Origin of the sequence: Glutamicibacter sp. NPDC088483, assembly GCF_044753145.1 — a bacterium.
Taxonomy (GTDB): domain Bacteria; phylum Actinomycetota; class Actinomycetes; order Actinomycetales; family Micrococcaceae; genus Glutamicibacter.
Window position 1 is genome coordinate 254077 of sequence record NZ_JBIVMP010000002.1, and the last position, 23898, is coordinate 277974.

Annotated in this window: 23 protein-coding genes; 16 read left to right on the forward strand and 7 right to left on the reverse strand. The window is 59.1% G+C overall.

Annotation, left to right across the window (positions count from 1 at the left end):
* Positions 1-28: 28 nt before the first annotated feature.
* The 14 genes from ACIP6G_RS05400 (at position 29) to ACIP6G_RS05465 (ending at position 16920) form a co-directional block, all read left to right on the forward strand.
* The gene (locus ACIP6G_RS05400; protein WP_400289034.1) at positions 29-1090 is read left to right on the forward strand and encodes a tRNA (adenine-N1)-methyltransferase; all 1062 of its coding nucleotides are present in this window, start codon (positions 29-31) and stop codon (positions 1088-1090) included.
* A gap of 220 nt (positions 1091-1310) precedes the next feature.
* Entirely contained in the window at positions 1311-2948 is a 1638-nt protein-coding gene (gene arc, locus ACIP6G_RS05405) for a proteasome ATPase (protein ID WP_400289350.1), read from the forward strand.
* On the forward strand, positions 2945-4561 hold the full coding sequence (dop, locus tag ACIP6G_RS05410) for a depupylase/deamidase Dop (protein ID WP_400289036.1): 1617 nt from the start codon (positions 2945-2947) through the stop codon (positions 4559-4561). The genes arc and dop overlap by 4 nt, the downstream gene beginning before the upstream one ends.
* Positions 4562-4627: 66 nt before the next feature.
* Positions 4628-4813 (forward strand): ubiquitin-like protein Pup, encoded by a 186-nt coding sequence (locus tag ACIP6G_RS05415; RefSeq protein ID WP_105657838.1) that lies wholly within the window; start codon positions 4628-4630, stop codon positions 4811-4813.
* A 78-nt stretch (positions 4814-4891) separates the two neighbouring features.
* Positions 4892-6265: a Pup--protein ligase gene (pafA, locus tag ACIP6G_RS05420; RefSeq protein ID WP_400289038.1), complete on the forward strand. Its 1374-nt coding sequence runs from the start codon at positions 4892-4894 to the stop codon at positions 6263-6265.
* 119 nt (positions 6266-6384) lie between these two features.
* Positions 6385-7320 (forward strand): FKBP-type peptidyl-prolyl cis-trans isomerase, encoded by a 936-nt coding sequence (locus tag ACIP6G_RS05425; RefSeq protein ID WP_400289040.1) that lies wholly within the window; start codon positions 6385-6387, stop codon positions 7318-7320.
* A 16-nt stretch (positions 7321-7336) separates the two neighbouring features.
* On the forward strand, positions 7337-7732 hold the full coding sequence (locus ACIP6G_RS05430; RefSeq protein ID WP_013348985.1) for an FKBP-type peptidyl-prolyl cis-trans isomerase: 396 nt from the start codon (positions 7337-7339) through the stop codon (positions 7730-7732).
* A gap of 93 nt (positions 7733-7825) precedes the next feature.
* Positions 7826-9829, forward strand: coding sequence for a helix-turn-helix transcriptional regulator (locus ACIP6G_RS05435; RefSeq protein ID WP_400289042.1), 2004 nt, complete (start codon positions 7826-7828; stop codon positions 9827-9829).
* Positions 9830-9931: 102 nt separating this feature from the next.
* Entirely contained in the window at positions 9932-10192 is a 261-nt protein-coding gene (locus tag ACIP6G_RS05440) for a hypothetical protein (RefSeq protein ID WP_133833372.1), read from the forward strand.
* A gap of 32 nt (positions 10193-10224) precedes the next feature.
* Complete coding sequence (gene tatA / locus ACIP6G_RS05445; RefSeq protein WP_105657843.1) at positions 10225-10440, forward strand: Sec-independent protein translocase subunit TatA; 216 nt, start codon at positions 10225-10227, stop codon at positions 10438-10440.
* Between the two features lie 9 nt (positions 10441-10449).
* Positions 10450-11316, forward strand: a complete 867-nt coding sequence (tatC, locus tag ACIP6G_RS05450; protein ID WP_105657844.1) for a twin-arginine translocase subunit TatC — start codon at positions 10450-10452, stop codon at positions 11314-11316.
* 28 nt (positions 11317-11344) lie between these two features.
* A complete protein-coding gene (locus tag ACIP6G_RS05455; RefSeq protein ID WP_400289044.1) occupies positions 11345-14119 on the forward strand; it encodes a DEAD/DEAH box helicase in 2775 nt (924 codons plus the stop codon).
* A gap of 56 nt (positions 14120-14175) precedes the next feature.
* Positions 14176-15780 (forward strand): amidohydrolase, encoded by a 1605-nt coding sequence (locus ACIP6G_RS05460; RefSeq protein WP_400289045.1) that lies wholly within the window; start codon positions 14176-14178, stop codon positions 15778-15780.
* 411 nt (positions 15781-16191) lie between these two features.
* Positions 16192-16920 carry a polyprenol monophosphomannose synthase gene (locus tag ACIP6G_RS05465; RefSeq protein WP_105657847.1) on the forward strand — a complete coding sequence of 243 codons (729 nt, stop codon included), beginning with the start codon at positions 16192-16194 and terminating at the stop codon, positions 16918-16920.
* A gap of 358 nt (positions 16921-17278) precedes the next feature.
* On the opposite strand, the gene ACIP6G_RS05470 is transcribed toward ACIP6G_RS05465, so the two are convergent.
* From ACIP6G_RS05470 to zapE, 6 genes are all read right to left on the reverse strand, one after another.
* The gene (locus tag ACIP6G_RS05470) at positions 17279-17626 is read right to left on the reverse strand and encodes an RNA polymerase-binding protein RbpA (RefSeq protein WP_105657848.1); all 348 of its coding nucleotides are present in this window, start codon (positions 17624-17626) and stop codon (positions 17279-17281) included.
* Between the two features lie 184 nt (positions 17627-17810).
* On the reverse strand, positions 17811-18749 hold the full coding sequence (locus tag ACIP6G_RS05475) for an SPFH domain-containing protein (protein ID WP_105657849.1): 939 nt from the start codon (positions 18747-18749) through the stop codon (positions 17811-17813).
* A gap of 55 nt (positions 18750-18804) precedes the next feature.
* A complete protein-coding gene (locus tag ACIP6G_RS05480) occupies positions 18805-19281 on the reverse strand; it encodes an NfeD family protein (protein ID WP_400289049.1) in 477 nt (158 codons plus the stop codon).
* A gap of 104 nt (positions 19282-19385) precedes the next feature.
* A complete protein-coding gene (locus ACIP6G_RS05485; RefSeq protein ID WP_400289052.1) occupies positions 19386-20237 on the reverse strand; it encodes a putative RNA methyltransferase in 852 nt (283 codons plus the stop codon).
* Positions 20237-20878, reverse strand: coding sequence for a peptide deformylase (gene def / locus ACIP6G_RS05490; protein ID WP_400289054.1), 642 nt, complete (start codon positions 20876-20878; stop codon positions 20237-20239). The genes ACIP6G_RS05485 and def overlap by 1 nt, the downstream gene beginning before the upstream one ends.
* Positions 20875-21927 carry a cell division protein ZapE gene (gene zapE, locus ACIP6G_RS05495; RefSeq protein WP_400289056.1) on the reverse strand — a complete coding sequence of 351 codons (1053 nt, stop codon included), beginning with the start codon at positions 21925-21927 and terminating at the stop codon, positions 20875-20877. The genes def and zapE overlap by 4 nt, the downstream gene beginning before the upstream one ends.
* Before the next feature lie 318 nt (positions 21928-22245).
* Between zapE and ACIP6G_RS05500 the strand changes: the two genes are divergently transcribed.
* Positions 22246-22608: a helix-turn-helix transcriptional regulator gene (locus tag ACIP6G_RS05500; RefSeq protein ID WP_105659237.1), complete on the forward strand. Its 363-nt coding sequence runs from the start codon at positions 22246-22248 to the stop codon at positions 22606-22608.
* A gap of 172 nt (positions 22609-22780) precedes the next feature.
* Positions 22781-23248, forward strand: coding sequence for an SRPBCC domain-containing protein (locus ACIP6G_RS05505; protein WP_400289058.1), 468 nt, complete (start codon positions 22781-22783; stop codon positions 23246-23248).
* 55 nt (positions 23249-23303) lie between these two features.
* Here the strand turns inward: ACIP6G_RS05505 and ACIP6G_RS05510 are convergent, their stop codons facing one another.
* Complete coding sequence (locus tag ACIP6G_RS05510; RefSeq protein WP_400289059.1) at positions 23304-23891, reverse strand: HAD family hydrolase; 588 nt, start codon at positions 23889-23891, stop codon at positions 23304-23306.
* Between the last annotated feature and the right edge of the window lie 7 nt (positions 23892-23898).

Sequence of the window (23898 nt, forward strand, 5' to 3'; positions counted from 1 at the left end):
GAAAAGCACCAAGAAAAGGATCACATCAGTGAGCGAAGCTAAGAGCCAGGCGCCGCACGGCGCGGCAGCCCGTCGCGGCCCCTTCCGTGTCGGCGACCGCGTGCAGCTGACCGACGAGAAACGCCGGATCAACACCATCACCCTGCAGCACGGTGGAGAGTTCCACACGCACAAGGGCGTGCTGCCGCACGAGGCCATCATCGGCCTGCCCGAAGGCTCGGTCATCGAGAATATCGACGGCTTCCGCTACCAGGCCCTGCGCCCGCTGGCCAAGGATTTCGTGCTCTCCATGCCGCGCGGCGCCACCGTGGTCTACCCGAAGGATGCCGCGCAGATCGTGCAGTTCGGCGACATCTTCCCGGGCGCGCGCGTCGTCGAAGCCGGTGTCGGTTCCGGCGCGCTGTCCATCTCGCTGCTGCGCGCGGTCGGCGATGAGGGCTTCCTGCACTCCTTCGAGCGACGCGAGGAATTCGCCGATATCGCCCGCGGCAACATCTCCACCGTCTTCGGTGGCGAGCACCCATCGTGGCAGATCTCCATCGGCGACTTCCAGGACAAGGTCGTCGAGCTGGAAGAACCGGGCAGCATCGACCGCGTGGTCCTGGACATGCTCAGCCCCTGGGAATGCCTGGATGCGGTAGCTACGGTGCTGGCGCCGGGCGGCGTGTGGACCAACTATGTGTCCTCGGTGACCCAGATGTCCCGCGTGGTCGAGGCCATCCGTGCTTCGGGCCAGTTCACCGAGCCAGAGTGCTTCGAAACCCTGGTGCGCGGCTGGCACGTCGACGGCCTGGCTGTCCGCCCGGATCACCGGATGGTGGCGCACACCGCATTCCTGATCACCTGCCGCCGTCTGGCCGATTCCGCCGATGGCATCCCGAAAGCCAAGCGCATCAAGGAGCACTCGTACTCCGATGAGGACCTGAGCGCATGGACGCGCGATCACGCCGACGGCGAGTGGACCCCTGAAGCACTGGGCGAGCGCGGCTTGTCGGATAAGAAGCTGCGCCGGGCCGCCCGCGATGCCAACCAGTCCGTGCGCGTGCGTGCCGCTGAAGAAGGCGCCGAAGGCGCTGGCGGCGAAGCCTGAGCTGCAACCATATATTGAGACATTGCGTCTCATTATGTGACATTAGGCCCCGAGTGTTCTGCACTCGGGGCCTTCAGTTCCTAGGATGGAAGCAAGACGGTGCGCCAAGCACCGGAAAAAACCTCATCAGGGCGCACGAACCGCCCCGGTGACGTTGGATGTTGGAGGTTGGAACGTGAACGATAATCGCGAGGCAGAACAATTGGCCGAGCGGCTGCAGATGACCGAACGCCAGGTCAACGTGCTGCGCGACAAGAATCGCAACCTCGACAAGCAACTCGCCGGGATCAGCGGCAATAACAAGCGCCTGGTGGCCCTGCTGGAAACCACCCGCGAGCAGATCATCAACCTGAAGTCGGCGCTGGAAAAAGACGGGGACACTCCCTTCAGCCACGGCACCATCGTGGCCAAGCACCCGCGCAAGCACCCCGAGCCCGGGCTCGGCATCGAATCCACCGGCGCCCAGTCCGCAGATGTCATCTACTCCGGGCGCAAGATGCGCGTGGCCGTCAGCCCGCTGATGGATTTCGACAAGCTGGTCATCGGCCAGCAGGTGCTGCTCAATGAAGCACTGGTGATCGTCGCGGGCCTGGGATTCGAAGAGACCGGTGAACTGGTCACGGTCAAGGAACTGCTGGAAAATCACCACGCCGTAGTCATGGCCCGTGCCGATGACCAGCGCGTCGTTGAACTCGCTGGCCCGCTGCGCGAGATGCACCTGCGCGTGGGCGACCAGCTGGCCATCGATTCGCGTTCGGGCATGGCGGTATCCCGCGTCCAGCTCACCGACATGCAGTCCCTGGTGCTCGAGGAAGTCCCGGACATTGCCTACTCGGACATTGGCGGGCTGAACTCGCAGATCGAAGCCATCAAGGACTCGGTGGAGCTGCCCTTCACCCACCCTGAGCTGTACCGCGAACACGGGTTGAGCGCGCCAAAGGGGATCCTGCTCTACGGCCCTCCGGGCTGCGGCAAGACCCTGATCGCCAAGGCGGTGGCGCACTCCCTGGCCCAGCGCGTCGTCGAGCGCAAGGAAGGGGCCAGCAACCGCAGCTACTTCCTGAACATCAAGGGTCCGGAGCTGCTGGACAAGTACGTGGGCGAAACCGAGCGGCACATCCGCCTGATCTTCGCCCGCGCCCGGGAGAAGGCGCTGCATGGAGATCCGGTGGTGGTGTTCTTCGACGAGATGGAAGCGCTGTTCCGTACCCGCGGCACCGGTGTCTCCTCGGATGTGGAAACCACCATCGTGCCGCAGCTGCTGGCCGAAATTGACGGCGTCGAGCGCCTGGATAACGTGATTGTCATCGGCGCGTCCAACCGCGAGGACATGATCGACCCGGCGATCCTGCGTCCGGGACGCCTGGACGTCAAGATCAAGATCCGCCGCCCCGATGCCGAGGGTGCCACAGAAATCTTCAGCAAGTACCTGACGACCGAACTGCCGCTGCACGCCGATGAGCTCGATGCCGATGCCGGGGATGCCGGCGCCACCATAGCGCGCATGATCCGCGGAGCCGTCCAGGCAATGTACTCCACCGAGCGGATCAACGAATTCCTCGAAGTCACCTATGTTACCGGTGCCACCGAAGTGCTCTACTTCAAGGACTTCGCCTCGGGCGCGGTCATCCACAACATCGTGGACCGCGCCAAGAAGCATGCCATCAAGGCGCTGATTACGCAGAACGAACGCGGACTGAAAATGGAGTACCTGCTGCGTGCGGTGCGCGAGGAGTTCGCCGAGCACGAGGACATGCCCAACACCACCAACCCCGATGATTGGGCCCGAATTTCCGGCCGCAAGGGCGAGCGGATCAGCAACATCCGTTCCCTGGTCCAGCAGCAGGCCGGCAAATGAGCGCACGTCGGCTGGTCGGCCTGGAAACCGAATACGGAATTATCCGCCCGAACATGCCCAAGGCCAACGCCACGGTGCTTTCGGCGCAGATCGTTGACGCCTACGCGCAATTGGTCGCCGAGCAGGATTCGGCGGCCAAGGCAGCACGCTGGGACTACAGCGACGAATCCCCGCTGCAAGATGCGCGCGGATTCGCCATGGACCGGGCCCAAGCGCATCCGAGCCAGCTGACCGACCTGGAGCCGGGGCTGGACGACGAGGGCATCTGGACCGCCGAATCCATTGCGCTGGATGGCAACGACGCGCATCTGGGTTCAACGCTCTACCAGGAGAAGGAATCCACGGATGTCGTGATGAACATGGTCCTGGGCAACGGCGCACGCCTGTACGTCGACCACGCCCACCCGGAATACTCCAGCCCCGAATCGATGACCCCGCGTGATGCGGTGCTCTGGGACCAAGCCGGCGATGAAGTGATGCGCCGCGCCGCGGCCGCCGCCCAGCGCCTGGGCAGCGGGGAACTGCTGCTGTACAAGAACAACACCGATAACAAGTCGGTCTCCTACGGCTCGCATGAGAACTACCTGATGCCGCGCGGCATCGAGTTCTCTTCGATTGTCCGCGGGCTCACCCCGTTCTTTGCCAGCAGGCAGATCTTCTGCGGTGCCGGCCGGGTGGGCCAGGGCATGCTCAACGAGCGCGCCGCCTTCCAGGTCTCCCAGCGTGCCGACTTCTTCGAGGCGGAAGTGGGCCTGGAAACCACGATCAACCGCCCGATCATCAACACCCGCGATGAACCGCACGCGAACTGGGACAAGTACCGCCGCCTGCACGTGATCATCGGGGATGCGAACCTCGGGCAGATCTCCACCCTGCTGCGCGTGGGCACCACCAACTTGGTACTCTCGCTGATCGAAGCGGGGATGGCCCCGCAGCTGGAACTGGTCGAGCCGGTCCTGGCCTTGCAGCAAATCAGCCACGACCCCACCCTGAAGGCCAAGGTGCGGTTGCGCGGCGGGGTCCAGCTCACCGCCATTGAAATCCAGCGCCATTACCTGCATGCGGCAGAAAACTACTGTGCGGCACGCGGCATTGATGATCCGGACACCACCGAGATCCTCAGCCGTTGGGCGCAGATCCTGGAGTTGCTCGAGTGCGACCCGATGGACGCGGCAGACCAGATTGACTGGATCGCCAAATACCAGCTGGTCAACGGCTTCGCCCAGCGCCACCAGCTTGAGCTGTCCGATCCACGCGTGGCGATGCTGGACCTGCAATGGGCTGATTTGCGGACCGATAAGGGCTTGTACTACCGCATGGCCGAACGCGGGGCCATCCAGAGGATCTTCAGCCAGCAGGAGATCAACCAAGCCGTGGCCAGCCCGCCGGAAGATACCCGGGCCTACCTGCGCGGCATGACCCTGCAGCGCTATGCGCCCTACGTGGTCGCAGCGAACTGGGATGCGTTGTCCTTCGCCGTCCCCGGGGCGCGCAAGATCAGCCGCTTCCACATGCCCGAACCGCTGGGCGGAACCCGTGCGCAGGTTGGCGAGCTGTTCGACACGCAGCTGGAGATTGCGGAATTTATCGACGAATTGGCCAGGCGTCGCTAATCGGCGCAGAATAGGTATGAGTCTCGGCGCGTAATTCCGGGATTCACGACGACTTAGGAGAAAACGATGACTCAGGAAAGCTTCTCGGCCCGCCGCAGCACCCAGAACCAGCAGGCCGAAACGGAACAGGTCCAGGTGAACACCACCGGCCAGTCCGCCGGCGTGGATGACCTGCTGGACGAGATCGACTCGGTGCTGGAATCCAACGCTGAAGAGTTCGTCCGCGGATTCGTGCAAAAGGGCGGCCAGTAAGCCCCAACGGGCACACAGCTTTGGAAGTCGTGTTCTGACCAATGTGGCGGAACCGCAGTTGAGGGGAAGTAGCTTCGCGTGGATCGCAGAATCTTTGGTCTGGAAACCGAATTCGGGCTGAATTATGTCCCGTCGGATGGGCGCCGGCTCACCCCGGAGGATGCCGCACGGCACCTGTTCAAGCCGGTAGTCGGCTGGGGGCGCAGTTCGAATGTGTTCCTGGAGAACGGCTCGCGCCTCTACCTGGATGTGGGCTCGCACCCGGAGTACGCCACCGCGGAATGCGACCAGCTCAAGCAGCTGATCGCCCACGACCGCGCAGGGGAGGCGTTCATGCTGGACCTCGTTGACCAGGCAGAGGACCAGCTGGCCGAGGAAGGCCACGAAGGCCGGATCTACATGTTCAAGAACAATGTGGACTCCGCCGGGAACTCCTATGGCTGCCACGAGAACTACCTGATTCCACGCAAAATCGAGTTCAAGCGCCTCGCTGACATGCTCATCCCTTTCCTCGTCACCCGCCAGCTATTGTGCGGTGCCGGGCATCTGATCACCGATGAAGAGCAGACCAAGTACGTCTTCTCCCAGCGCGCCGATCACATGTGGGAGGGGGTCTCCTCGGCCACAACGCGCTCGCGTCCGATCATCAATACCCGCGATGAGCCGCACGCCGATGCCGAGTACCACCGCCGGCTGCATGTCATAGTGGGCGACTCGTCGATGAGCGAAACCACCCAGCTGCTGAAGATCGGCGCCACCGACCTGGTGCTGCGCCTGATCGAATCCGGCGAAATCTACCACGATCTGCGACTGGAAAACCCGATTCGCTCCATCCGCCAGATCTCCCACGATTTCACTGGCCAGACCGTGGTGCGGCTCATGGGCGGCGACGAACCGACCGCACTGCAGATCCAGTGGATCCTCTTCGAATCCGTCAAGGAATTCATCGCCCGCCACGGCGCGCACCACGACCAGGTGGATACCGTCCTGGAATTGTGGGAACGCACGCTGAACGCAGTGGAAAGCCAGGACTTCTCGCTGATCGACCGGGACATCGACTGGGCGATCAAGCACAAGCTGCTCACGGGCTATGCCCAGAAGAACTCCCTGGAGCTCTCGGCGCCACGGATCGCGCAGCTGAACCTGACTTACCATGACATCGACCCGCAGCGCGGCCTGTTCCACCTGCTCAAGCGCCGCGGCCTGGCCAGCGCAGTCGTCTCCGACGCTGAAATCAATCAGGCTGTGAACAACCCGCCAGCCACGACACGCGCGGCACTGCGAAGCAAATTCATTCGCGCCGCCCGCGCCAATGGGCGACGCTATAGCGCCGATTGGGTCCACATGAAGTATGAGGATGGCCCGGGCGGAATTGTGCTGTGCAAGGACCCGTTCGCAACCACCAATTCACAGATTGACGAGCTCATTGAGCTGATGGGCCAGCAGCTTTAGCTAGCTGGAAACAAGTATTTACACAGCAAAAACCTCTAAGCTGGACGCAGATCATTACGGGCCTTGCCCTGTGCAAGCCCGCAATGCATGACCAGCTAGTCCAACCGGAAAGAAGATTCGTGCGAAAAGTTTTGGCAGTATGCGCCACCGCGTCCATCCTTGCCCTGGCGTCCTGCGGTTCGGGTTCGTCATCCCTGAGCGGCATCGACGTCAAGCCAGCAGAAGATAGCAAAACCGCACCTGAGGTCAAATTCGATGCGCCGCTCCTGACCGAAAAGTCAGAAGCAGTCACCGTGGTGGAGGGCGAGGGTTCCGACATCAAGGAAGGCGACACCATCCAGATCCAGTCGGGCCTGTACAAGACCATCGACGGCCTGCTGACCAATGAGAACTTCACTGCTGATCCGGCTCCCATGAAGGTTGACGAGACGCTCAAGGAGCAGATGCCCGAGCTCTACGAAACCCTGCTGAAGTCCCAGATTGGCGACTGGATCGCCTACGCAGCCATCGAAGGCGTTCAGCAGCCGGACGGGTCCATCGCCGAACCGGCCGAAGGCTCGCGTGCCGAACGGCTGATCGTGATCAAGATTGCGGACTCCAAGAGCCCTAGCCAGACGATGGGCAAGGAAGAAGTCCAGCAGCTCAAGGACGACGGCAAGCTCCCCACCGTGAAGACCGGCAAGGGCGATCCGCAGATCACCATCCCCAAGGACACCGAAGCCCCGGCAGGCCTGGCAGTGGACGTCCTTGAAGAAGGCGACGGCCCAGCCGTTGGCCAAACGTCCAAGGTCACTGCCCACTACCACGGCGTGCGCTGGGAAGATGGCAAGAAATTCGACGGCAACTTCGGCAACGAAGAAGGCTTCGAAGCCGATATGGCCGGCGGAGTCATCCAGGGCTGGCTGCAGGGCTTCCAGGGCCTGAAGGAAGGCAGCAAGGTCTTGCTGACTGTCCCAACGGACTTGGCCTACGGCGACACCGCTGAAGCCCAGGGGCGTCCTGCAGGACCACTGGTCTTCTACGTAGAATTAGACAAGGTAAGCGAAAGCAAGTAACAGAAAGGCCGTGACTATGTCGTTCGGAGAACGCAACTACGACCGCACCAAGCCTGAGATCGATTTCCCGGGCACCGACGCTCCTGAAGAACTGGTCATCACCGACCTGGTCGAGGGAACCGGCGCCGAGGTCACCCCAGGCACCACCGTTGAAGCGCACTATGTAGGCGTTGCCTGGTCCACCGGCGAAGAGTTCGACTCTTCCTGGGGCCGCGGGCAGACCCTCGACTTCCCAGTGGGTGTCGGAATGGTTATCCAGGGCTGGGACCAGGGCCTGCTGGGCATGAAGGTCGGCGGCCGTCGCCGACTGGATATCCCATCGCACCTGGCCTACGGCGAGCGTGGCGCCCCAGGCGCCATTGCGCCTAACGAAGCACTGATTTTCGTTGTGGATCTGATGGGCACCAAGTAATTCCAAGTGCTGGCAATGGCCTCGATTAAATAATCGGGGCCATTGCTGTCCCAGAAGTCATCCTTATCGGCGAAAGTTGGTTAGTCTAGGCACGTGAGCACAAAGCAATCCCCGGGACCCAGCAAGGCAGAACGCCTGACCAGCCTCATCTATGCGCTGGCAACTAAATCACGGAAGTTCAACGCCGACCGCATTGGATCCTATTTGGTGCCAGGCGGTACCAAGGAGACCCGAGAGAAGGCGCTGGATCGCCTCAAGGACGATATCCGCAATGACTTCGGGTTGCAGCTGGACAAAGAAGTAATCGACGATGTTACGTACTACAGCATCGACACGACCGAGTGGTTCTTGCCGCCGGTGGAATTCAGCCCCGCAGAAGCCGGCCTGGTCGCATTGGCCGCGAGCCTTTGGAAAGACACCAAGCTCCAGTCATTGGGGCTCAATGCCGCGGCCCGAGTCACCGGCCATGATGGCGTGGCCTCGCCGGTCGCTCGGTTGGCCGGCTCATTGGTCCCACGCCTTTCCATGGATGAACCGAACTTCCGCGAATGCGCCCTGGCGGTCTTCAACCGCAACACGCTCAAGTTCGCCTATACGTCCTCTGGCGGCGCACAGAGCGAACGAATTGTTGATGTGTGGGGGATCGGGCAGCGCTACGGCAACTGGTACTTCACCGGCTATGACCACACGCGGAAAGATACCCGTGTCTTCCGCCTCTCGCGGGTTCAGGGCAAGTTCACGAATTACCGGCATGGCGGCGCTAACGCCAACGGGCAGTACCACGCCCGCCCCCAGGATTTCGACATGACCCAGGTCTTGCAGGATTTCGACCTGCAGAATCCGGGACTGGTGGCAACGGTGCGGCTCTTGGGCGATGAAGCAATCCCGCTGCGCGCCCAGGCAGTAAATGGCCGCAGCGATCAGGATGAGCTGCAGATCGGCTATGCGGATCCGCATTCATTTGCCCAGCAGCTGGCAGCTTATGGTCCGGCCGTGAAAGTCCTGGGACCCTCCGAACTGGTGGCCCAGGTGCGCCGGATTCTGCGCGACGCGCGCAGCTCCCAGACCAGCCAGGGCAACCAGGATGCCTACGCAGAGGTGAAGTTCCGTCCGCATCGCGCCACCGGCCGTGGCACCACCACAACTCAGGTTATGCGAAATATCGACATGATCCAGTATGTGCACGCCCATGGTGCCGTAGAAATCGAAGCGCTGGCAGAACGCTACTCCATGAGCGTTGCCAAGGTTCGTGAAGAGCTGGCCATGATCATGATGTGCGGTGTCCCGTACGGCCAGCATGACGAACTGATCAACGTCAATGACGGCGACGTTGAATCCGATACCGTTACGATCTCCAATGCAGCCCTGCTGGCCGAGCCGCAGAAGCTGGCGCCGCTGGAAGCAGTAGCCGTGCTCGGCGGGCTCAACGCCCTGGCAAGCATTCCCGAGTTCGAGCACCAGCAGGTGCTCGACGCGGCACTGGCCAAGGTGAATTCCGCGGTGGCCCGTTTTGACGGCTGGAGCGGGGCGCTGGGCTTCGCACTGTCCAAGGCGCGCGAGAACGATATTCCGCAGCAGCTGATTCAGGCGATTCGTTCCCAAGACGTCGTGCGCATCGATTACTACTCGGCCCGTTCGCGAACTCACCAGGTTCGCGATGTGGAACCGATCCGGCTCATTGAAGACGGAGCGGTGCAGTACCTGCGGGCTTGGTGCCGAAAGCGCCAGAGCCTATTAACTTTCCGGGTGGACCGGATGTTAAGTGTGGAAACTGCCGGTGAACAATTCGAGCTGGCGGCTCGGCATGAAGACCAGCAAGATGTCCAGATCCGGTATGCCTCCAACGACGATGACTTAGAGGTCATGGTCTATGTAGACGCCGAGATCTTACCGGTTATCGAAGCTTTCCATCCTCTTTCCTGGTCCACGGGAAAGGTCGGTACGGGGTATCTGGCCAACGTCCGGTTCTCGGATCACCAGGTAGCTGCGCCGCTCGTGGCTCGCCATAGCGGTAAACTGACTGTGGTCTCTCCTGACGCTACGCGCGAACAGGTAGTGAACTGGTTGGACGAGGCTATCGCAATGTATGAGGATTAATAGATGCTTCCTTGGTGGTTTTGGGTACTTTTGTGGACTGTGCTCGTTTTGGCGACAATACTTGTTGCGGCACTTGCCGGCTTCCGTTTGTTCAAACGGGGAATGGCGGTCGTCGAGGGCCTGGGCGACGCTGCGGATCACATCAGCGCCGGTTTAAGCCAGGAGGGCACCGTCGTCGAGTACGCTGCGAACCCTCGTCGCTACCCGCACGGAACCGATGCCACGCACGCGGATCCGGAGAAGATCAAAAAGCTTCGCGATAAGGGCAAAGCTGAAAGAATCGAGGCGCGTCGAGTTCGCCGCGTTGCACGTCGCGCACAGCGCGGCCAAGCTCAGAACATGCGCGATCTTGGCTTGTTCTGACGTAGACTTTAGATAGAGAGAAGGGAATCCACATGGGTGGCTTACAGGGATGGCATTTGGTCATCATTATCGTGCTTGCACTGCTGCTTTTCGGCGCTCCAAAGCTTCCAGGCTTGGCTCGCTCGATGGGCCAGTCGCTGCGCATTTTCAAGTCCGAGGTTCGCCAGATGAAGGATGATGATCCTAAATCTGAAACCGTTGATGGCACCATCAATGATCCGAACCCCAACGAAAAGAACAACTCGTAGACCTCTTCAGTGGCAACAAATAAAGACAAGAACCCGCGCAGCAAGAAGAAGCGGGCCAAGGACGCAGAAGGTCGGATGGCTCTCAAAGAGCATCTGATTGAAGCACGGAACCGGTTATTCAAGTCGCTCATCGCGCTGACCTTGGGCACGGTAGCCGGTTTCTTCGTATACGACTGGCTGCTTGCCTTGCTGATCGCGCCTGTGAAAGCTGCCGGCGGCTCGGTAGTGTTCACCGCGGTGATGTCACCCTTCGACATCATGATCAAGGTGGCGCTGTTCGTCGGCCTGATCGTTTCCTCGCCGGTGTGGCTCTACCAGCTGTGGGCATTCATCGTGCCGGGACTGAAAAAGAACGAGCGCCGTTTGAGCTACAGCTTCGTAGCAGCCGCGGTTCCGCTGTTCCTTGGCGGCGTGGCGATGGCCTACTTCGTTCTTCCGTTTGCGCTGGAATTCTTCATTAGCCTGTCGCCGGAGAACTCGGATAACCTGCTGAACATTTCCGAGTACCTGCCGTTTATCTTCCGCCTGCTCCTGGCATTCGGCTTGGCCATGCTGGTACCGGTACTGATGGTTGGCCTGAACATGGTTGGCGTCCTGCCAGCCAAGCTCATCTTGAAGAACTGGCGTATCACCGTCTTCCTCATCGCCCTGGTTGCCGCTATGGCAGCACCAGGCGGCGATGCAATCACCATGTTCGCGTTGGCTGGACCGTTGTTCCTCACCTTCGCCGTTGCCACCTTGATCTGCCACTTCAACGACAAGAAGCGCGCAAAGAAGCTGGCGGCACGGGAAGCCGAGAATGAACGCCTAGCAGCTGGTGAAACTTCTGGCATTGAAACCCCTAGCTCGATTGACGAACCTAAATCCCAGCTCTGAACCAGGGCAAGAAAGTGAACGACCACAAGTGACTTCACCCGCGGAACGCTACGCGAATTCCAAGGCACGGCAGGTCGAAAACGGCACTGCACTTCCTGGATTCCGGTCAAGCATCTCCTTCGACCTGGATCCATTCCAGGCCGAAGCTTGCCAGAAGGTCGCAGAAGGGCACAGCGTACTGGTCGCTGCGCCCACCGGCGCCGGAAAAACTGTTGTTGGCGAATACGCCATCTACCAGGCTCTAGGCGAGAACCGCAAGGCTTTTTACACCACGCCCATCAAGGCGCTGAGCAACCAGAAGTATTCGGAACTGGTCAATCGCTATGGAGCGCAGAAGGTCGGGTTGCTGACCGGCGACACCTCCATCAACTCCGAAGCGCAGATCGTCGTCATGACCACCGAAGTGCTGCGCAATATGCTGTACGCGGATTCCCAAACCCTCGACGGCTTGGGCTACGTGATCATGGATGAGGTCCACTACCTCGCCGATAAATTCCGTGGTGCCGTATGGGAAGAAGTCATCATCCATCTCCCGTCCAACGTGCAGATCATTTCACTCTCGGCAACCGTGTCCAACGCCGAGGAATTCGGTGGCTGGCTGGATACCGTCCGGGGCCAGACCGATGTCATCGTCTCCGAGCATCGCCCGGTGCCGCTCTTCCAGCACGTCATGGTCGGCCCTAACGTGGTGGACCTGTTTGCCGAAGACGTAGCCTTCGACAAGGTGGCTGAAGACGATTCAAAGGCCTCGGTCAACCCCGAACTGCGAAAACTCGTACGCTCCCACAGCCCTGGCGGCCGAGTGCAGCGCGGCCGGGGTCGCGGCCCCCAGCGCAGTTCAGGCATGGGGCACCGCATCAACCGTCCAGCGGTTATCGGGAAGCTTGACCGGGCTGCTCTGCTGCCAGCTATCTTCTTCATTTTCTCCCGCAAGGGCTGCGATATGGCCGTGCAGCAGTGCGCCATGGCTGACCTGCGCCTGACGACCAATGAAGAAGCCGCCGAGATCGCGCAAGCGCTGGATGAAGTCGCCTACCGGATCCCCAGCGAAGACCTGGACGTACTGGAATTCTGGTCCTGGCGCGATGGTCTGGTTCGCGGCTTCGCTTCCCACCACGCCGGCCTGCTCCCGATCTTCAAGGAAATCGTTGAAGACCTCTTTGCACGCAACCTGATCAAGGTGGTGTTCGCAACCGAGACCCTGGCACTGGGCGTGAACATGCCAGCACGCTCGGTCGTGCTGGAAAAACTGGTCAAATTCAACGGCGAATCCCACGTGCAGATCTCTTCGGGGGAGTACACCCAGCTCACCGGCCGTGCCGGGCGCCGCGGCATTGACGTCGAAGGCCATTCAATTGTTGTCTGGAACCCCGACCTGGAACCGGAATCCTTGGCAGGACTCGCTTCGAAGCGAACCTATCCGCTGAATTCCTCGTTCCGTCCGACCTACAACATGTCCACCAACTTGCTGGCGCAGTTTGGCCGTGAACAGACTCGTCAAATCCTCGAAACCTCCTTTGCCCAGTACCAGGCGGACCGTTCCGTGGTGGGCATGGCGCGCCAGGTGCGTTCCAAGGAAGAATCCCTGGCCGGCTACGCCAAGTCGATGGAATGCCATCTCGGAGATTTCACCGAGTACCTGAAACTCCAACGAAACCTGGCCCAGGTCGAGAAGAACGCTGCGAAGGACCGCCGCCACGAGCGCCGTTCGGCAGCTGAGCAGTCCCTGCAGGCCGTGATCCGCGGCGACGTGGTGGACCTGCCAGGTGGCCGCCGCTTCGGCCGCGCCGTGGTCGTCGAGCTTGATAAGGCCATGTACAACCCGCGACACACCGTGCTGACCGAAGAAGCGCAGCTTCGCCGGCTCTCGGTGGAAGACCTCAACGGACCAGTGCAGATCATTTCGCGGATCAAGATTCCCAAGGGGTTCAACGGGCGCACACCGAAGGAGCGCCGGGACCTTGCTTCATCCTTGCGCAACGCGATCTACGAGTCGCGTCCTCCACGCCAGGACGCCCAGAGCTTTGATTTCGAAGGCTCGGATTCCTTCGAGCGTGAAATCAACGCACTGCGCCTAGAGCTCAAGGACCATCCTTGCCACGCCTGCTCGGAGAAGGACCAGCACATGCGCTGGGCCGACAGGTACTGGAAGCTGAAGAAGGACACGGACAAGGCCCGTCGCGCCATCCGCGGGCGAACCAATACCATTGCCACGCAGTTCGACAAGGTCTGCAAAGTGCTCGAGCAGTTCGAATACCTCGTGCCTTCCGAGGGCGGCGAAGATTTCGCGCTGACCGACTCGGGCCGCCGCCTGCGCCGCATCTATGGCGACCGAGATCTGCTCACCAGCCAAATCCTGGAGACCGGCAAGCTCACGCAGCTCAATGCGGAAGAACTCTGCGCGGTTGTCGCCAGCCTGGTCTACCAGGCACGCCGCGACGGGGACCGTGCCGATCCGAAAATGCCAACGGGCAAGATCGATGACATCTGGAATAGCACCATCAAGATTTGGGGCGAGCTATCGGACGCTGAAGAGGCCTTGGGCCTTGACCCGACCGCTCCACCGGAATCCGGTTTGATCTGGCCAATGTACAAGTGGGCCCGCGGTTCGAGCCTGAACAGCGCGCTGCGCGGTACCGATCTGGCACCGGGTGACTTTGTGCGCTGGGCCAAGCAGGTCATCGACACATTGGACCAGTTCGCAAAGAATAGCGACCTTCCGCCATTGCTGGTTCGCAATGCCTACAAGGCAGTAGACCAGATCAAGCGCGGTGTAGTGGCCTACTCGAACGTGCTGGACTAGCCAGCAGATCCAGCCGAAAATCTTATTAGCCAGTGCACGAGAAAAGGGAGACGCTGATGGCAAAAACACTCTACCGAAACGGGTCCATCTACTCAGCGGCCGATCCATTTGCTACCGCAATGGTGGTGGACGGCGACACCATTTCATGGTTGGGCGGCGAAGACGCAGCCGAGCGCCACGCGTCTGCCGTCGACGAAGTGGTCGACCTCAATGGTGGTTTGATTACCCCGGCGTTCGTCGAATCCCACACGCACCTTGCCGCCTTGGGCCGCACCCTTTCGGGAGCCGATTTGGGTGCAGCAACCTCGGCTTCTTCGCTGCTTTCCCTCGTCGCCGAGCAGGCGCAGAAGTCGACCAAGCTGGTCCTGGCTCAGGGGTGGGACAACTCGAACTGGGCTGACCAGCAGCTGCCCGCGGAAACCGACCTGACCAGTGCCGCGGAAGGCCGCGGCTATTACCTGGCGCGTCGCGATGTGCACAGTGCCCTGGTCAATCGGGAACTGCTGGATCTGCTGGACCTGGGCCACCTCGCCGCTGGCATCATTTCTGGTGCGGATCACGACGCCGTGCGTGAAGCACTCACCAATACGCAGAAGGCCGAACAGGAATACCAGCGCCTGGCACTGGAGCACTACGCCTCGCGTGGTTTCGCCAGCGTTGTGGAGATGGCGGCCCCGCATATTGAGGGCCGAGAGGCGCTGGAGCAGTTGCTGGCCATCGACAACCCTGAACTGCCGCAAGTCCATGCCTACTGGGGCGAACTGGTTAGCGATGCAGACATCGCCCAGGAGCTGGTCGCATCCTTCCCAACGGGAAAGGTGCTGGGCTTGGGTGGCGATCTTCGCGTGGATGGTTCGCTAGGCAGCCACACGGCGTACCTGCGCGAAGACTACAGCGATCAGCCGGGCGAACGCGGCACCCTGTATCTGAAGCGTGACGAAATTGCGGCCCACCTGGTCGCTTGCAGTTCCCGGGGGATCCAGGCCTCGTTCCATGTGATCGGAGACGGCGCCCTGGACGAGGTGTTGGCAGGTTTTGACCTGGCTGCTGAGCAGATTGGGGCAGCTAAGCTGCAGATGTGCCGGCACCGTCTGGAGCATGTCGAGATGGTTGATGAAGACTCGCGGGCCCGTTTGCTGCAGTACGCCATCATGGTTTCGATGCAGCCGGTCTTCGACCAGGCGTGGGGCGGCTCGAACGGCATGTACGCGCAGCGCCTGGGGGAGCGCGCACCATCGATGAACAACCTCTCCGCTATGCTTTCGGCTGGTGTGCCAATGGTGCTTGGCTCTGATGCTCCGGTAACGGAGGTTGATGGCTGGCAGGTTGTTCGCGCCGGCATGAACATGACGAATGCTGAGGCTCGCATTTCGGCTCGTGCGGCCTTCTTGGCTCAAACCCGATCCACCTACCGCGCCATGGGCGAGATGAACCCGTTCGCCGGGCAGCTCGTGATCGGCGCGCCGGCGACTTTTGCAGTGTGGACTGCCTCTGAACTTGCTGTGCAAACTCCGGACGTCCGAATCAGTTCTTGGAGTACCGATGCACGAGCTGGAACTCCGATGCTTCCGGTCGTTGATGAGGAAATTCCGCAGTGCCTGCGTACAGTACGCGCTGGAATCACGCTTTTCAATACCCTTGAGCCAAGCGAATCGGCTTAAAGCGAAACAGATGCTCAATAAGCAGAATGAATTCGCAAAATTGGCCCTGACTAGTGGTGTCTAGGTAAAGAGTGAAGTCATTTGATGGTTGACAGCCTAGGTGGGGTACCCACTAGGCTGGTCTAAGCGCCTCTTCGAGATGCACATGCATTGCGTTGGAAACTACGCAATTTAAACAACGATCCTCAGTGACCTTAGATAACATTCTCTGTGCCTTTCGGCGTGGAGAATAGGGCCGAAGTCACTGAGGATCGTTCGTTAATGCGGTGTCTCCAGCGCGCTGATTGGCAAATGATGACTATACTTTGAGTTTGGATTAACTCTTTTCGACCCGGTGTCCTGCATAAGCCATGCAGTCGACGCCGAGCAGGCAAGAGGCTTTGTGTTGTATACCCAGAAAGGTGCCGCCGCGTGCGCGTCATTACAATCATTCCGACTTACAACGAACTGGAGTCGCTCCCGCTGACCGTAGGACGCTTGCGTACCGCAGTTCCTGACTCGGATGTATTGATCGTTGATGATAACTCGCCTGACGGCACCGGAGAACTTGCAGACAAGATGGCTGCTGAGGACTCGAATATCCACGTATTGCACCGTACCGGCAAGGATGGCCTGGGAGCCGCCTACATTGCAGGTTTCGAATGGGCGTTGGCTCGCGACTACGACGTACTGGTAGAGATGGATGCCGATGGCTCGCATATGCCAGAGCAGCTTCCACGCCTTTTGGAAGCCAGTGCCGCGGGCGCAGATCTCGTAATCGGTTCGCGTTGGGTCAAGGGCGGCGAAGTCGTGAACTGGCCAATGCTGCGCAAGATCATCTCGCGCGGCGGCAGCTTCTACTCGCGCACCATGCTGGGCTTACCTCTGCGCGACATCACCGCAGGCTACCGCGCCTTCAAGCGCGAAACCCTGGAAGCAATCGATTTTGACGCCGTTGAGTCGCGCGGCTACGGCTTCCAGGTGGACATGACCTTCCGCGTGGCCATGCTGCGCAAGACGATCGTTGAAGTTCCCGTGACCTTCGTAGAGCGCGAACTGGGCGCGTCGAAGATGAGCGGCAACATTGTGTTCGAAGCAATGTGGAATGTCACCCGCTGGGGCTTGGGCGCCCGGTGGAAGAAGCTGACTTCCAAGAAGTAATACCCGTGGTTAAGCGAACTGGCGTGCAACGATGGATCGTTGCACGCCAGTTCGTTTAACCAGGAATCATCATCAGGTCTCGGGCAGGCAGTGAAATACAAACCAGCCCACCGCCCCAAAGGCGGACTGTGCAGGATGAAGATAGCTTCTACGAAGCTGCTTAGGCCGGCGGCGCTGGCCGCGCAATTTCATGCAGGCTCTTTGACGCAGTTGAAAATACTGGGCGTGGTCTTTGAGCCCCATAGCAGACAGGCAAAAGAGTGAGGGCTGGGTTTGATAACCATCGGTCATCAAACCCAGCCCTCAACCAAGCCCCTACGGCCATGCTAAGGCAGCATGGAACCGTGCGTGGGGGAGATTAGGCAGTTTCCCCGCGAGCAGCGCGCAGCTGCTGGAGGCGGTCTGCCAGAGTCTTTTCCAGTTCTTCTTCGGAACGGCGCTCAAGAAGCATGTCCCAGTGGGTACGGACAGGCTTTTCATTGCCCGGTTCTTCGGCCTTGGCTTCGCCGTGGACGAGCTTGGCTTCCTTACCGGTCTTGGTGTGCCAGGTTGCTGGAATTTCAGCTTCGGCAGCAAAGACGACGAAGACGGTCTCGCCCTCTTCGGTACGGTATTCCACACGCTGACGGGCAGCCGGCTCCACACCTGCCTCAGATTCCATGCTCTGTGCACCCAGGCGCATGCCTCGTAGGCTGCGATCGCTCATGTTTTCCCTCCGCGATGATTGAAGAATTCGCTACACGTACCAACGTTTGGCACTCGGAAATAATTCCCTCCGACTAGAGGTGAAGATAATTCTTGGTGCCAAAACATCCATTATACGCGTCTGCGGCGAGGTGCATTGTATGCACCTCGCCGCAGACGGCTAATCGGTTCTAAACCAGCTGTTGCTACAGGTTGCTACCTGGGGCCGATGGCGATTCCGGAGTGGCAGGCTTGCTGCCCGATCCGTTGCCGCCCAGCGCTCCGCCGATGCCCTTGAGTGCTTCGGTCAGTTCGCTTGGAATCACCCACAGGGTATTCGAAGTGCCTTCGGCAAGCTTCGGCAGAGTCTGCAGGTACTGGTAGGCGAGCAACTCATGGTCCGGCTTGCCGGCGTGAATTGCATCGAAGACCTTCTGGATGGCCTGGGACTCGCCGTCAGCGCGCAAGATTGCGGCCTGTGCATCGCCCTCGGCTTCGAGGATGGAAGCTTGGCGTGCGCCTTCGGCAGTAAGGATGGAGGACTGCTTGGTGCCCTCAGCGGTCAGGATGGCAGCACGGCGGTCACGCTCGGCGCGCATCTGCTTCTCCATCGAGTCCTGGATGGACAGCGGTGGATCGATAGCCTTCAGCTCGACACGGGAAACACGGATGCCCCACTTGCCGGTTGCCTCGTCAAGGACACCACGCAGCTGGCCGTTGATCTGGTCGCGGCTAGTCAGGGCCTCTTCCAGATTCAGGCCACCGACGACATTACGAAGCGTAGTGGTGGTCAGCTGTTCTACGGCCTGGATGTAGTTAGCGATTTCATACGTCGCGGCACGCGGCTCGGTGATCTGGAAGTAGACCACGGTATCAATCGAAACTACCAAGTTGTCCTCGGTAATAACTGGCTGCGGCGGGAAGGAAACAACTTGTTCACGCAGGTCCAGCAGCGGCAGCAAGCGATCCACAAAGGGGATCAGGATTGTCAGACCGGGATTTAGGGTTCGGTTGTACTTGCCGAGGCGCTCAACGATGCCAGCACGTGCCTGCGGCACGATGCGCACGCTGCGCAGCAGGACGACAATCACGAAGATTGCCAGAACGACAAGCACAATAGTCAAGCCAAAACCATCTGAATTCATGGTTCGTACTCTCTTTCCTTGTGCAGTAGTGATGAATTTGGGGGCGTCAGGCTAGCTAGCCGTTTGCAGGGTCAGGGGACTTCGCGGTGAGGTATGCAGTTGCCCCGTCGATACGTGAAACCACGGCATAGGTGCCGGGATTCATGGTCGGAACGCTGGATTCAGCACGGGCGGTCCAGATCTCTCCACGGATCTTGGCCGAACCCGACATGCGCGAGGTCGGCTCGAGAATAAGTGCATCCGCACCGATTAATCGCTCGATATTGGTGCGGAAGCCCTCGGGTGATTTCCGTAAATGTTTGACGGCAATAGGTCGAACCAGGAAGATCATCAACAATGAAGTGACGCAGAATACAAGGACCTGCAACCACATGGGTCCACTGAGCAGTGCGACCGCTACACCACCAAGGGCACCTACGCCGAGCATGATGAAGTAGAGATCAAGAGAAAGCATCTCGATGATCGCCAGCAGCAAGAACAGTGCCAGCCAGATCACCCAAGCGTTGCTGATGATCCATTCGGCTGTTGTCATGGCATTCACCTAAATTCTGTTAGGACATTGACCAGTCGTAACTGGTCTTTCCTACATTCTGCCGTAGAAGGCAGATAAAAGGTGTAGTCATTTTGGGGTATCTTCTAGCCCTGCGTGACGAATGCGTGTACTCCAAAGGAAGCTGTTACAGGCTGGGAACCCAACGCCAGCGTCTGCTGATGAAGAATTTCAGGGGAGAGGTGGTGCCCGGACGGACCCATGAATGCAAGGTTATAGAGATCGTCCGCATTCAGGTTCATCCGATATGTCAGATTCTTGGATCCGCGATGATTAAGGCCTTCAGCCGCAAATTTTTCCACCAAGGCGGCTTGCTTGCCCTGTCCTACGGTGAGCATGCCCAGCGGGTCGACGACTTCGTTGAGATGATCTGGTTCGCCGGTCACGACAATGCATAATCCACCAGTACGCAGTACACGTTGGAACTCTGCCGGGTTATGCGGTGCGAAGCAGTTGATCACCACATCGCGTGATCGGTCGGCAGTAGGCAATTTGCGCCAGACATCCCAGACCACAGCGAGCGTGCTTGGAACCTTCGCGGCACGACGCATGGCAAAGCGGGAGATGTCCAGAGCCAAAGCATCAAGTTCAGCAGCAGGAGAGTTCTCTAGAATCTTGCCCAGGTAGTAGCCGGTACCTGCGCCCGCATCCAGCACGTCAAGCGAATGTCCGTCGTGATGATCATTGATCAGCTCGGACAGCGCGCGCGCCAGAGGCTCATAATGTCCCTTTGACTGGAAAGCATCGCGGGCTTGGACCATGGCCGAGGTGTCTTCGAGGAAGTTCGTTCCTTTGCCAGTAAGGAAGTTGAAGTAACCCTGTTTGGCGGCGTCGAAACGATGCCCGGTTTCGCAACTCAGGGTTCTATCCCGAGTTTCCTCGAAGCCAAGGGGTTGCTCGCAGACCGGGCAAGTAACGTTCGTGGTGCCGGAGAACATTAGAATTTCAGAACCTCTTGTGCAGTTGCAACGTCCATGCTTTCATGGCGCCACAGTTCGGATTCGTTAATCAAGGAGCGGGTAAGTGCTTTGTCGATATAGGCAGTGCCCGACAGATGATCAGTTTCGTGCTGGACAATGCGGGCCTGCCAACCGGAGAAGCTTCGAGTTATTTCCTGACCGTCCCGGTCTTTATAAGTGGCGGTGATATCGGCGGGCCGGCTCACTACGCCTTGGAATCCTTCGAAAGACAGGCAACCTTCGTAGAAGACTGCCGCGCGCTCTGTTGATGCCGTATATACGGGGTTGAAAATCTCGAAGTACTCCAGCGGCTCACGCTCTCTGTGCGAGGCAGCTTCCTCCGGAATGGGATAGAGATCTTCGAGCACGGCAATCTGCAGGGGGATACCCACCTGAGGAGCGGCGAGTCCTACGCCCGGGGCGTCGTACATGGTCTGGCGCATTGCTTCAAGGAGTTCTTCGAGCAGTTCCTGTGGAAGCTGCTGCTCGTAGGCCACCGCCTGCTGGCGGAGAACGGGATGTCCCAGTTGGACAATAGGCAGTATGAGGTTCTCATCTGCAGTCTCCAGGACTTCTCGAACGATATTCTCGATGTCCTGTGCGGTGTACTCGGTGTTCATCGGCAAGCGCTAGTCCGTTCGTATTCGTTGAGCTGAAGTTGAGCCAGGCGCGAGGTGAGTCGGGCCTTTTCAGTGTCATGCAGCATGTGTCCAAGATTGCCCAGATTGTCTGCGGCGTACAGATGAACTTCCACGTTCTTGTCGTAGAAGATATCGATAAGATTCGCCAATCGGCGTTCCTCATCCATTGGCATGGTGGCACTAGCTGGGATGCAGGTTATATGCCAGCGCGAATACCGGCTTGCCAAATCCAGATAGTCGGCAGTGTTGCGGCGGGTTCGGCAGATCTGATCGAAGCTGATCCAGATCTCATCCGCATTCACGTGGACTGGCCCGATTTCGTCGTAGCCGATCTGGATCATCGTATCGTGGACCGGCAGTTCTCCTGGTGCTTCGAAGAGATTTAGCGTGCCTCTCCGATACCCGTCCAAGACCTGCTCGGGATCGGCGGCGAGCTGTCGGTAGTCCACCGAATGATCCAGCGAGAATACAGTGAAGTCCCGTTGGATCCGGTCAATAATTGGCTGAACCAGGTGATGGAAAGTGTCATCGTCAAGCAGCTTCTCCGGCCCGTAGTTCGACGTAGTGACCAGCTGGATCTCGTGTTCCGTGCAATGCCGAATGAGCTTGGCCATGAACATCGCGTCGCCAGGTTCGGTGCAATGGAACTCATCGAAGACCAGCAACTGCAGTCCAGCTAGCTCGCGCTCAAGCCCTTGCGAGAAAATCGCGCCCAGCGGCTGGCCCGGGACACGGTTGACCGGGGAATTTACGCGCTGGAAGAACTCGTGGAAATGGAAGCGCGCTGTCGTGGTTTCAGGCAGCACCGAGACCAAGGTATTAATGATGAGGGTTTTGCCTCGACCAGGAGGGCCATAAATGTAGACGCCAGGGTGCTTTGCCGTCATCGTCGTACGCAAAGTACGTCCTAGAAGGTCGATCAGATCACTCTGAACCGGGTCAACTTCGATACCTTGCAGCTTGAGAGCTTCGCGGATCTGAAGAGCGTACTTATTCCCGTGGGGAATGCGTAGCAACGGATTAGCCATATCTAAATTTTGCCACTGAGCGCAGACGCGGCCAATCTTCTGTGATGCAATCGCCACCATCCCAGCTTGCAGGGATGCCTTGCGGTGCCGAGGCGACGTTAAAGTGCCTAGTCAAGAAGGCTTCGATTTATTTCGAAACGGATGATTTAAATAGGGGAGTGCTCCCAAAGATGGCTACGAGCCTGTTTAGTCTTGTGAATTTTGAGCATACCTATCGCTTTATCTTGATCCGTGGCCATAATGGACACACCCATAGAGCTGGGTTGAAGCAGTTGAATCGGACCAGGGCGGGCGAAATGCGGAGAGGGAGCGCGTGAGATGACCAGCGAATTCATTGTCCCAACGGCTGAAGACGAGATCGTCTCCAGCGATCTTTTGGACATGTCGGCAACGGTACTCAAAACCTTGTCGGATCCGGCAAGGCTCCAGATGCTCTGGGCGCTGTCCATGGACGATCTTTCCCTGTCCGATTTGGCTCAGTTGATCGGCGTTAGTCCAACGGTTGCCGGCCAATTGCTATCCAAGCTGCGAGCAGCTGGTGTATTGCAAACGAGGAAGTCCGGCCGCCATGTCATCTACTCGATGCATGATGAGCGATCGCGCGAGTTCATTCGGCAGACCCTGGACTTCGCGAGGCACCGGCTGGATTTGCAGGATCAGCGTCAACAAGCCGAGCAGTAAGCTGCCTTCGAAATCCGTGGCGTAAATGGACGAATATGGCTACTTCCAGCGACATTGCGAATAAGCCGATAATCTACATTATGTAAAGTAATGGAAATCCACGACTCCCCACGCAGGCTCTCACTGCAGCCATTTGTGCTGGCTGCCCCGTATATCGAAGCAGGCTCTTTTCATGCCCATCATTCGAAAGTTCGCGGACGCTTCGGCGGGATCTGTGGATCTCAGGTGGTCCTTCGGCGTATCGACCGACAGGCTTTGGCACGCAATGATTGATCGTCAGGCATTGCCACTCTGGCTGGGAACTCACGTCGCTGGAAGCCTTGACGTGGGTTCTACTGTGCAGATCGAGCATGCGGAAAACTACATCTGCGAAAGCCGGATTGAACAGGTCGAGCCAGCATCCGCCCTCGTGATGTCCTGGAAGTTTCCGGAAGAATCTGTGTCGGAGGTTAGTTTGACTCTGCAGTCGAGCCTCTTCGGAGCTGGACTTGCGCTGAGCCACTCCAAACTCAGCGTTGGCGTCTCGAATTACCTGGCGGGATGGGAAACGCATCTCATGTATCTGGAGGCCGTCCTGCTTGGGGCTCCGCGCTCGATGGACCAATTCTGGGACGTTTATCAGGAGGTATTCGAGAACTAGGGCGCTTTCCTCTTGCCACTCCCCTTAATGTTATTCCAAACGATGATCGATCCGGCTAGAGTACACCGCGCCCGGTCAATGCCGACCTCAAATCCGCAGCGGAAGTAAAGTGATGTGTGTGGATCCCGAGATCGGTCGCCCCGACAAGTTTCCCGGCGGAATCGTCGGTAAAGAGGATCTGGTTTGCACACAGGCGCAGAGCATTGATTACGTGCAGAAATGCTCGTCGGTCTGGCTTCGGATAACCGATTTTTGCTGAATTGAATACTCGGGCGACGTGGGTGGCGATTCCTTGCCGCTTAAGTTCGATGTCAATGGTGTCGCTGCCGTTCGTGAGAATGGCGGTGGTGATACCTGCACGTTGTAGATCGTCGAGTAGCTGCAGCACATCGCGATCTACAACGGGCTCTATGAGACCCCATGCGTTGGCGGCTTCCGTGGATCCAACGCTCTTCCCAATCTCCTTGATCCATGTCAAACGAGATATTTTACCTGTAGTGAGTCGTTCCAGGCGAGCAGGGTCGAAAGCCGCCGCGTTCAAAGTGCCTGATGGCAACCCATATTCCATTTCAACGTCAGCAGTGGCGGCCTCGGGAAAATTGCGGATCACTCCGTCCAAATCGAAAACTACTGCGTGGATCATGGGTGCC

What these genes read in the sequence shown, in the direction of transcription:
- ACIP6G_RS05415 (WP_105657838.1), top strand. Translation starts at nt 4,628, where the DNA reads ATGACTCAGGAAAGCTTCTCGGCCCGCCGCAGCACCCAGAACCAGCAG.
- def (WP_400289054.1), bottom strand. Translation starts at nt 20,878, where the DNA reads ATGAACACCGAGTACACCGCACAGGACATCGAGAATATCGTTCGAGAA.
- arc (WP_400289350.1), top strand. Translation starts at nt 1,311, where the DNA reads ATGACCGAACGCCAGGTCAACGTGCTGCGCGACAAGAATCGCAACCTC.
- dop (WP_400289036.1), top strand. Translation starts at nt 2,945, where the DNA reads ATGAGCGCACGTCGGCTGGTCGGCCTGGAAACCGAATACGGAATTATC.
- ACIP6G_RS05470 (WP_105657848.1), bottom strand. Translation starts at nt 17,626, where the DNA reads ATGAGCGATCGCAGCCTACGAGGCATGCGCCTGGGTGCACAGAGCATG.
- ACIP6G_RS05480 (WP_400289049.1), bottom strand. Translation starts at nt 19,281, where the DNA reads ATGACAACAGCCGAATGGATCATCAGCAACGCTTGGGTGATCTGGCTG.
- zapE (WP_400289056.1), bottom strand. Translation starts at nt 21,927, where the DNA reads ATGGCTAATCCGTTGCTACGCATTCCCCACGGGAATAAGTACGCTCTT.
- ACIP6G_RS05430 (WP_013348985.1), top strand. Translation starts at nt 7,337, where the DNA reads ATGTCGTTCGGAGAACGCAACTACGACCGCACCAAGCCTGAGATCGAT.
- ACIP6G_RS05460 (WP_400289045.1), top strand. Translation starts at nt 14,176, where the DNA reads ATGGCAAAAACACTCTACCGAAACGGGTCCATCTACTCAGCGGCCGAT.
- tatA (WP_105657843.1), top strand. Translation starts at nt 10,225, where the DNA reads ATGGGTGGCTTACAGGGATGGCATTTGGTCATCATTATCGTGCTTGCA.
- ACIP6G_RS05510 (WP_400289059.1), bottom strand. Translation starts at nt 23,891, where the DNA reads ATGATCCACGCAGTAGTTTTCGATTTGGACGGAGTGATCCGCAATTTT.
- ACIP6G_RS05505 (WP_400289058.1), top strand. Translation starts at nt 22,781, where the DNA reads ATGCCCATCATTCGAAAGTTCGCGGACGCTTCGGCGGGATCTGTGGAT.
- ACIP6G_RS05440 (WP_133833372.1), top strand. Translation starts at nt 9,932, where the DNA reads ATGGCGGTCGTCGAGGGCCTGGGCGACGCTGCGGATCACATCAGCGCC.
- ACIP6G_RS05500 (WP_105659237.1), top strand. Translation starts at nt 22,246, where the DNA reads ATGACCAGCGAATTCATTGTCCCAACGGCTGAAGACGAGATCGTCTCC.
- ACIP6G_RS05485 (WP_400289052.1), bottom strand. Translation starts at nt 20,237, where the DNA reads ATGTTCTCCGGCACCACGAACGTTACTTGCCCGGTCTGCGAGCAACCC.
- ACIP6G_RS05475 (WP_105657849.1), bottom strand. Translation starts at nt 18,749, where the DNA reads ATGAATTCAGATGGTTTTGGCTTGACTATTGTGCTTGTCGTTCTGGCA.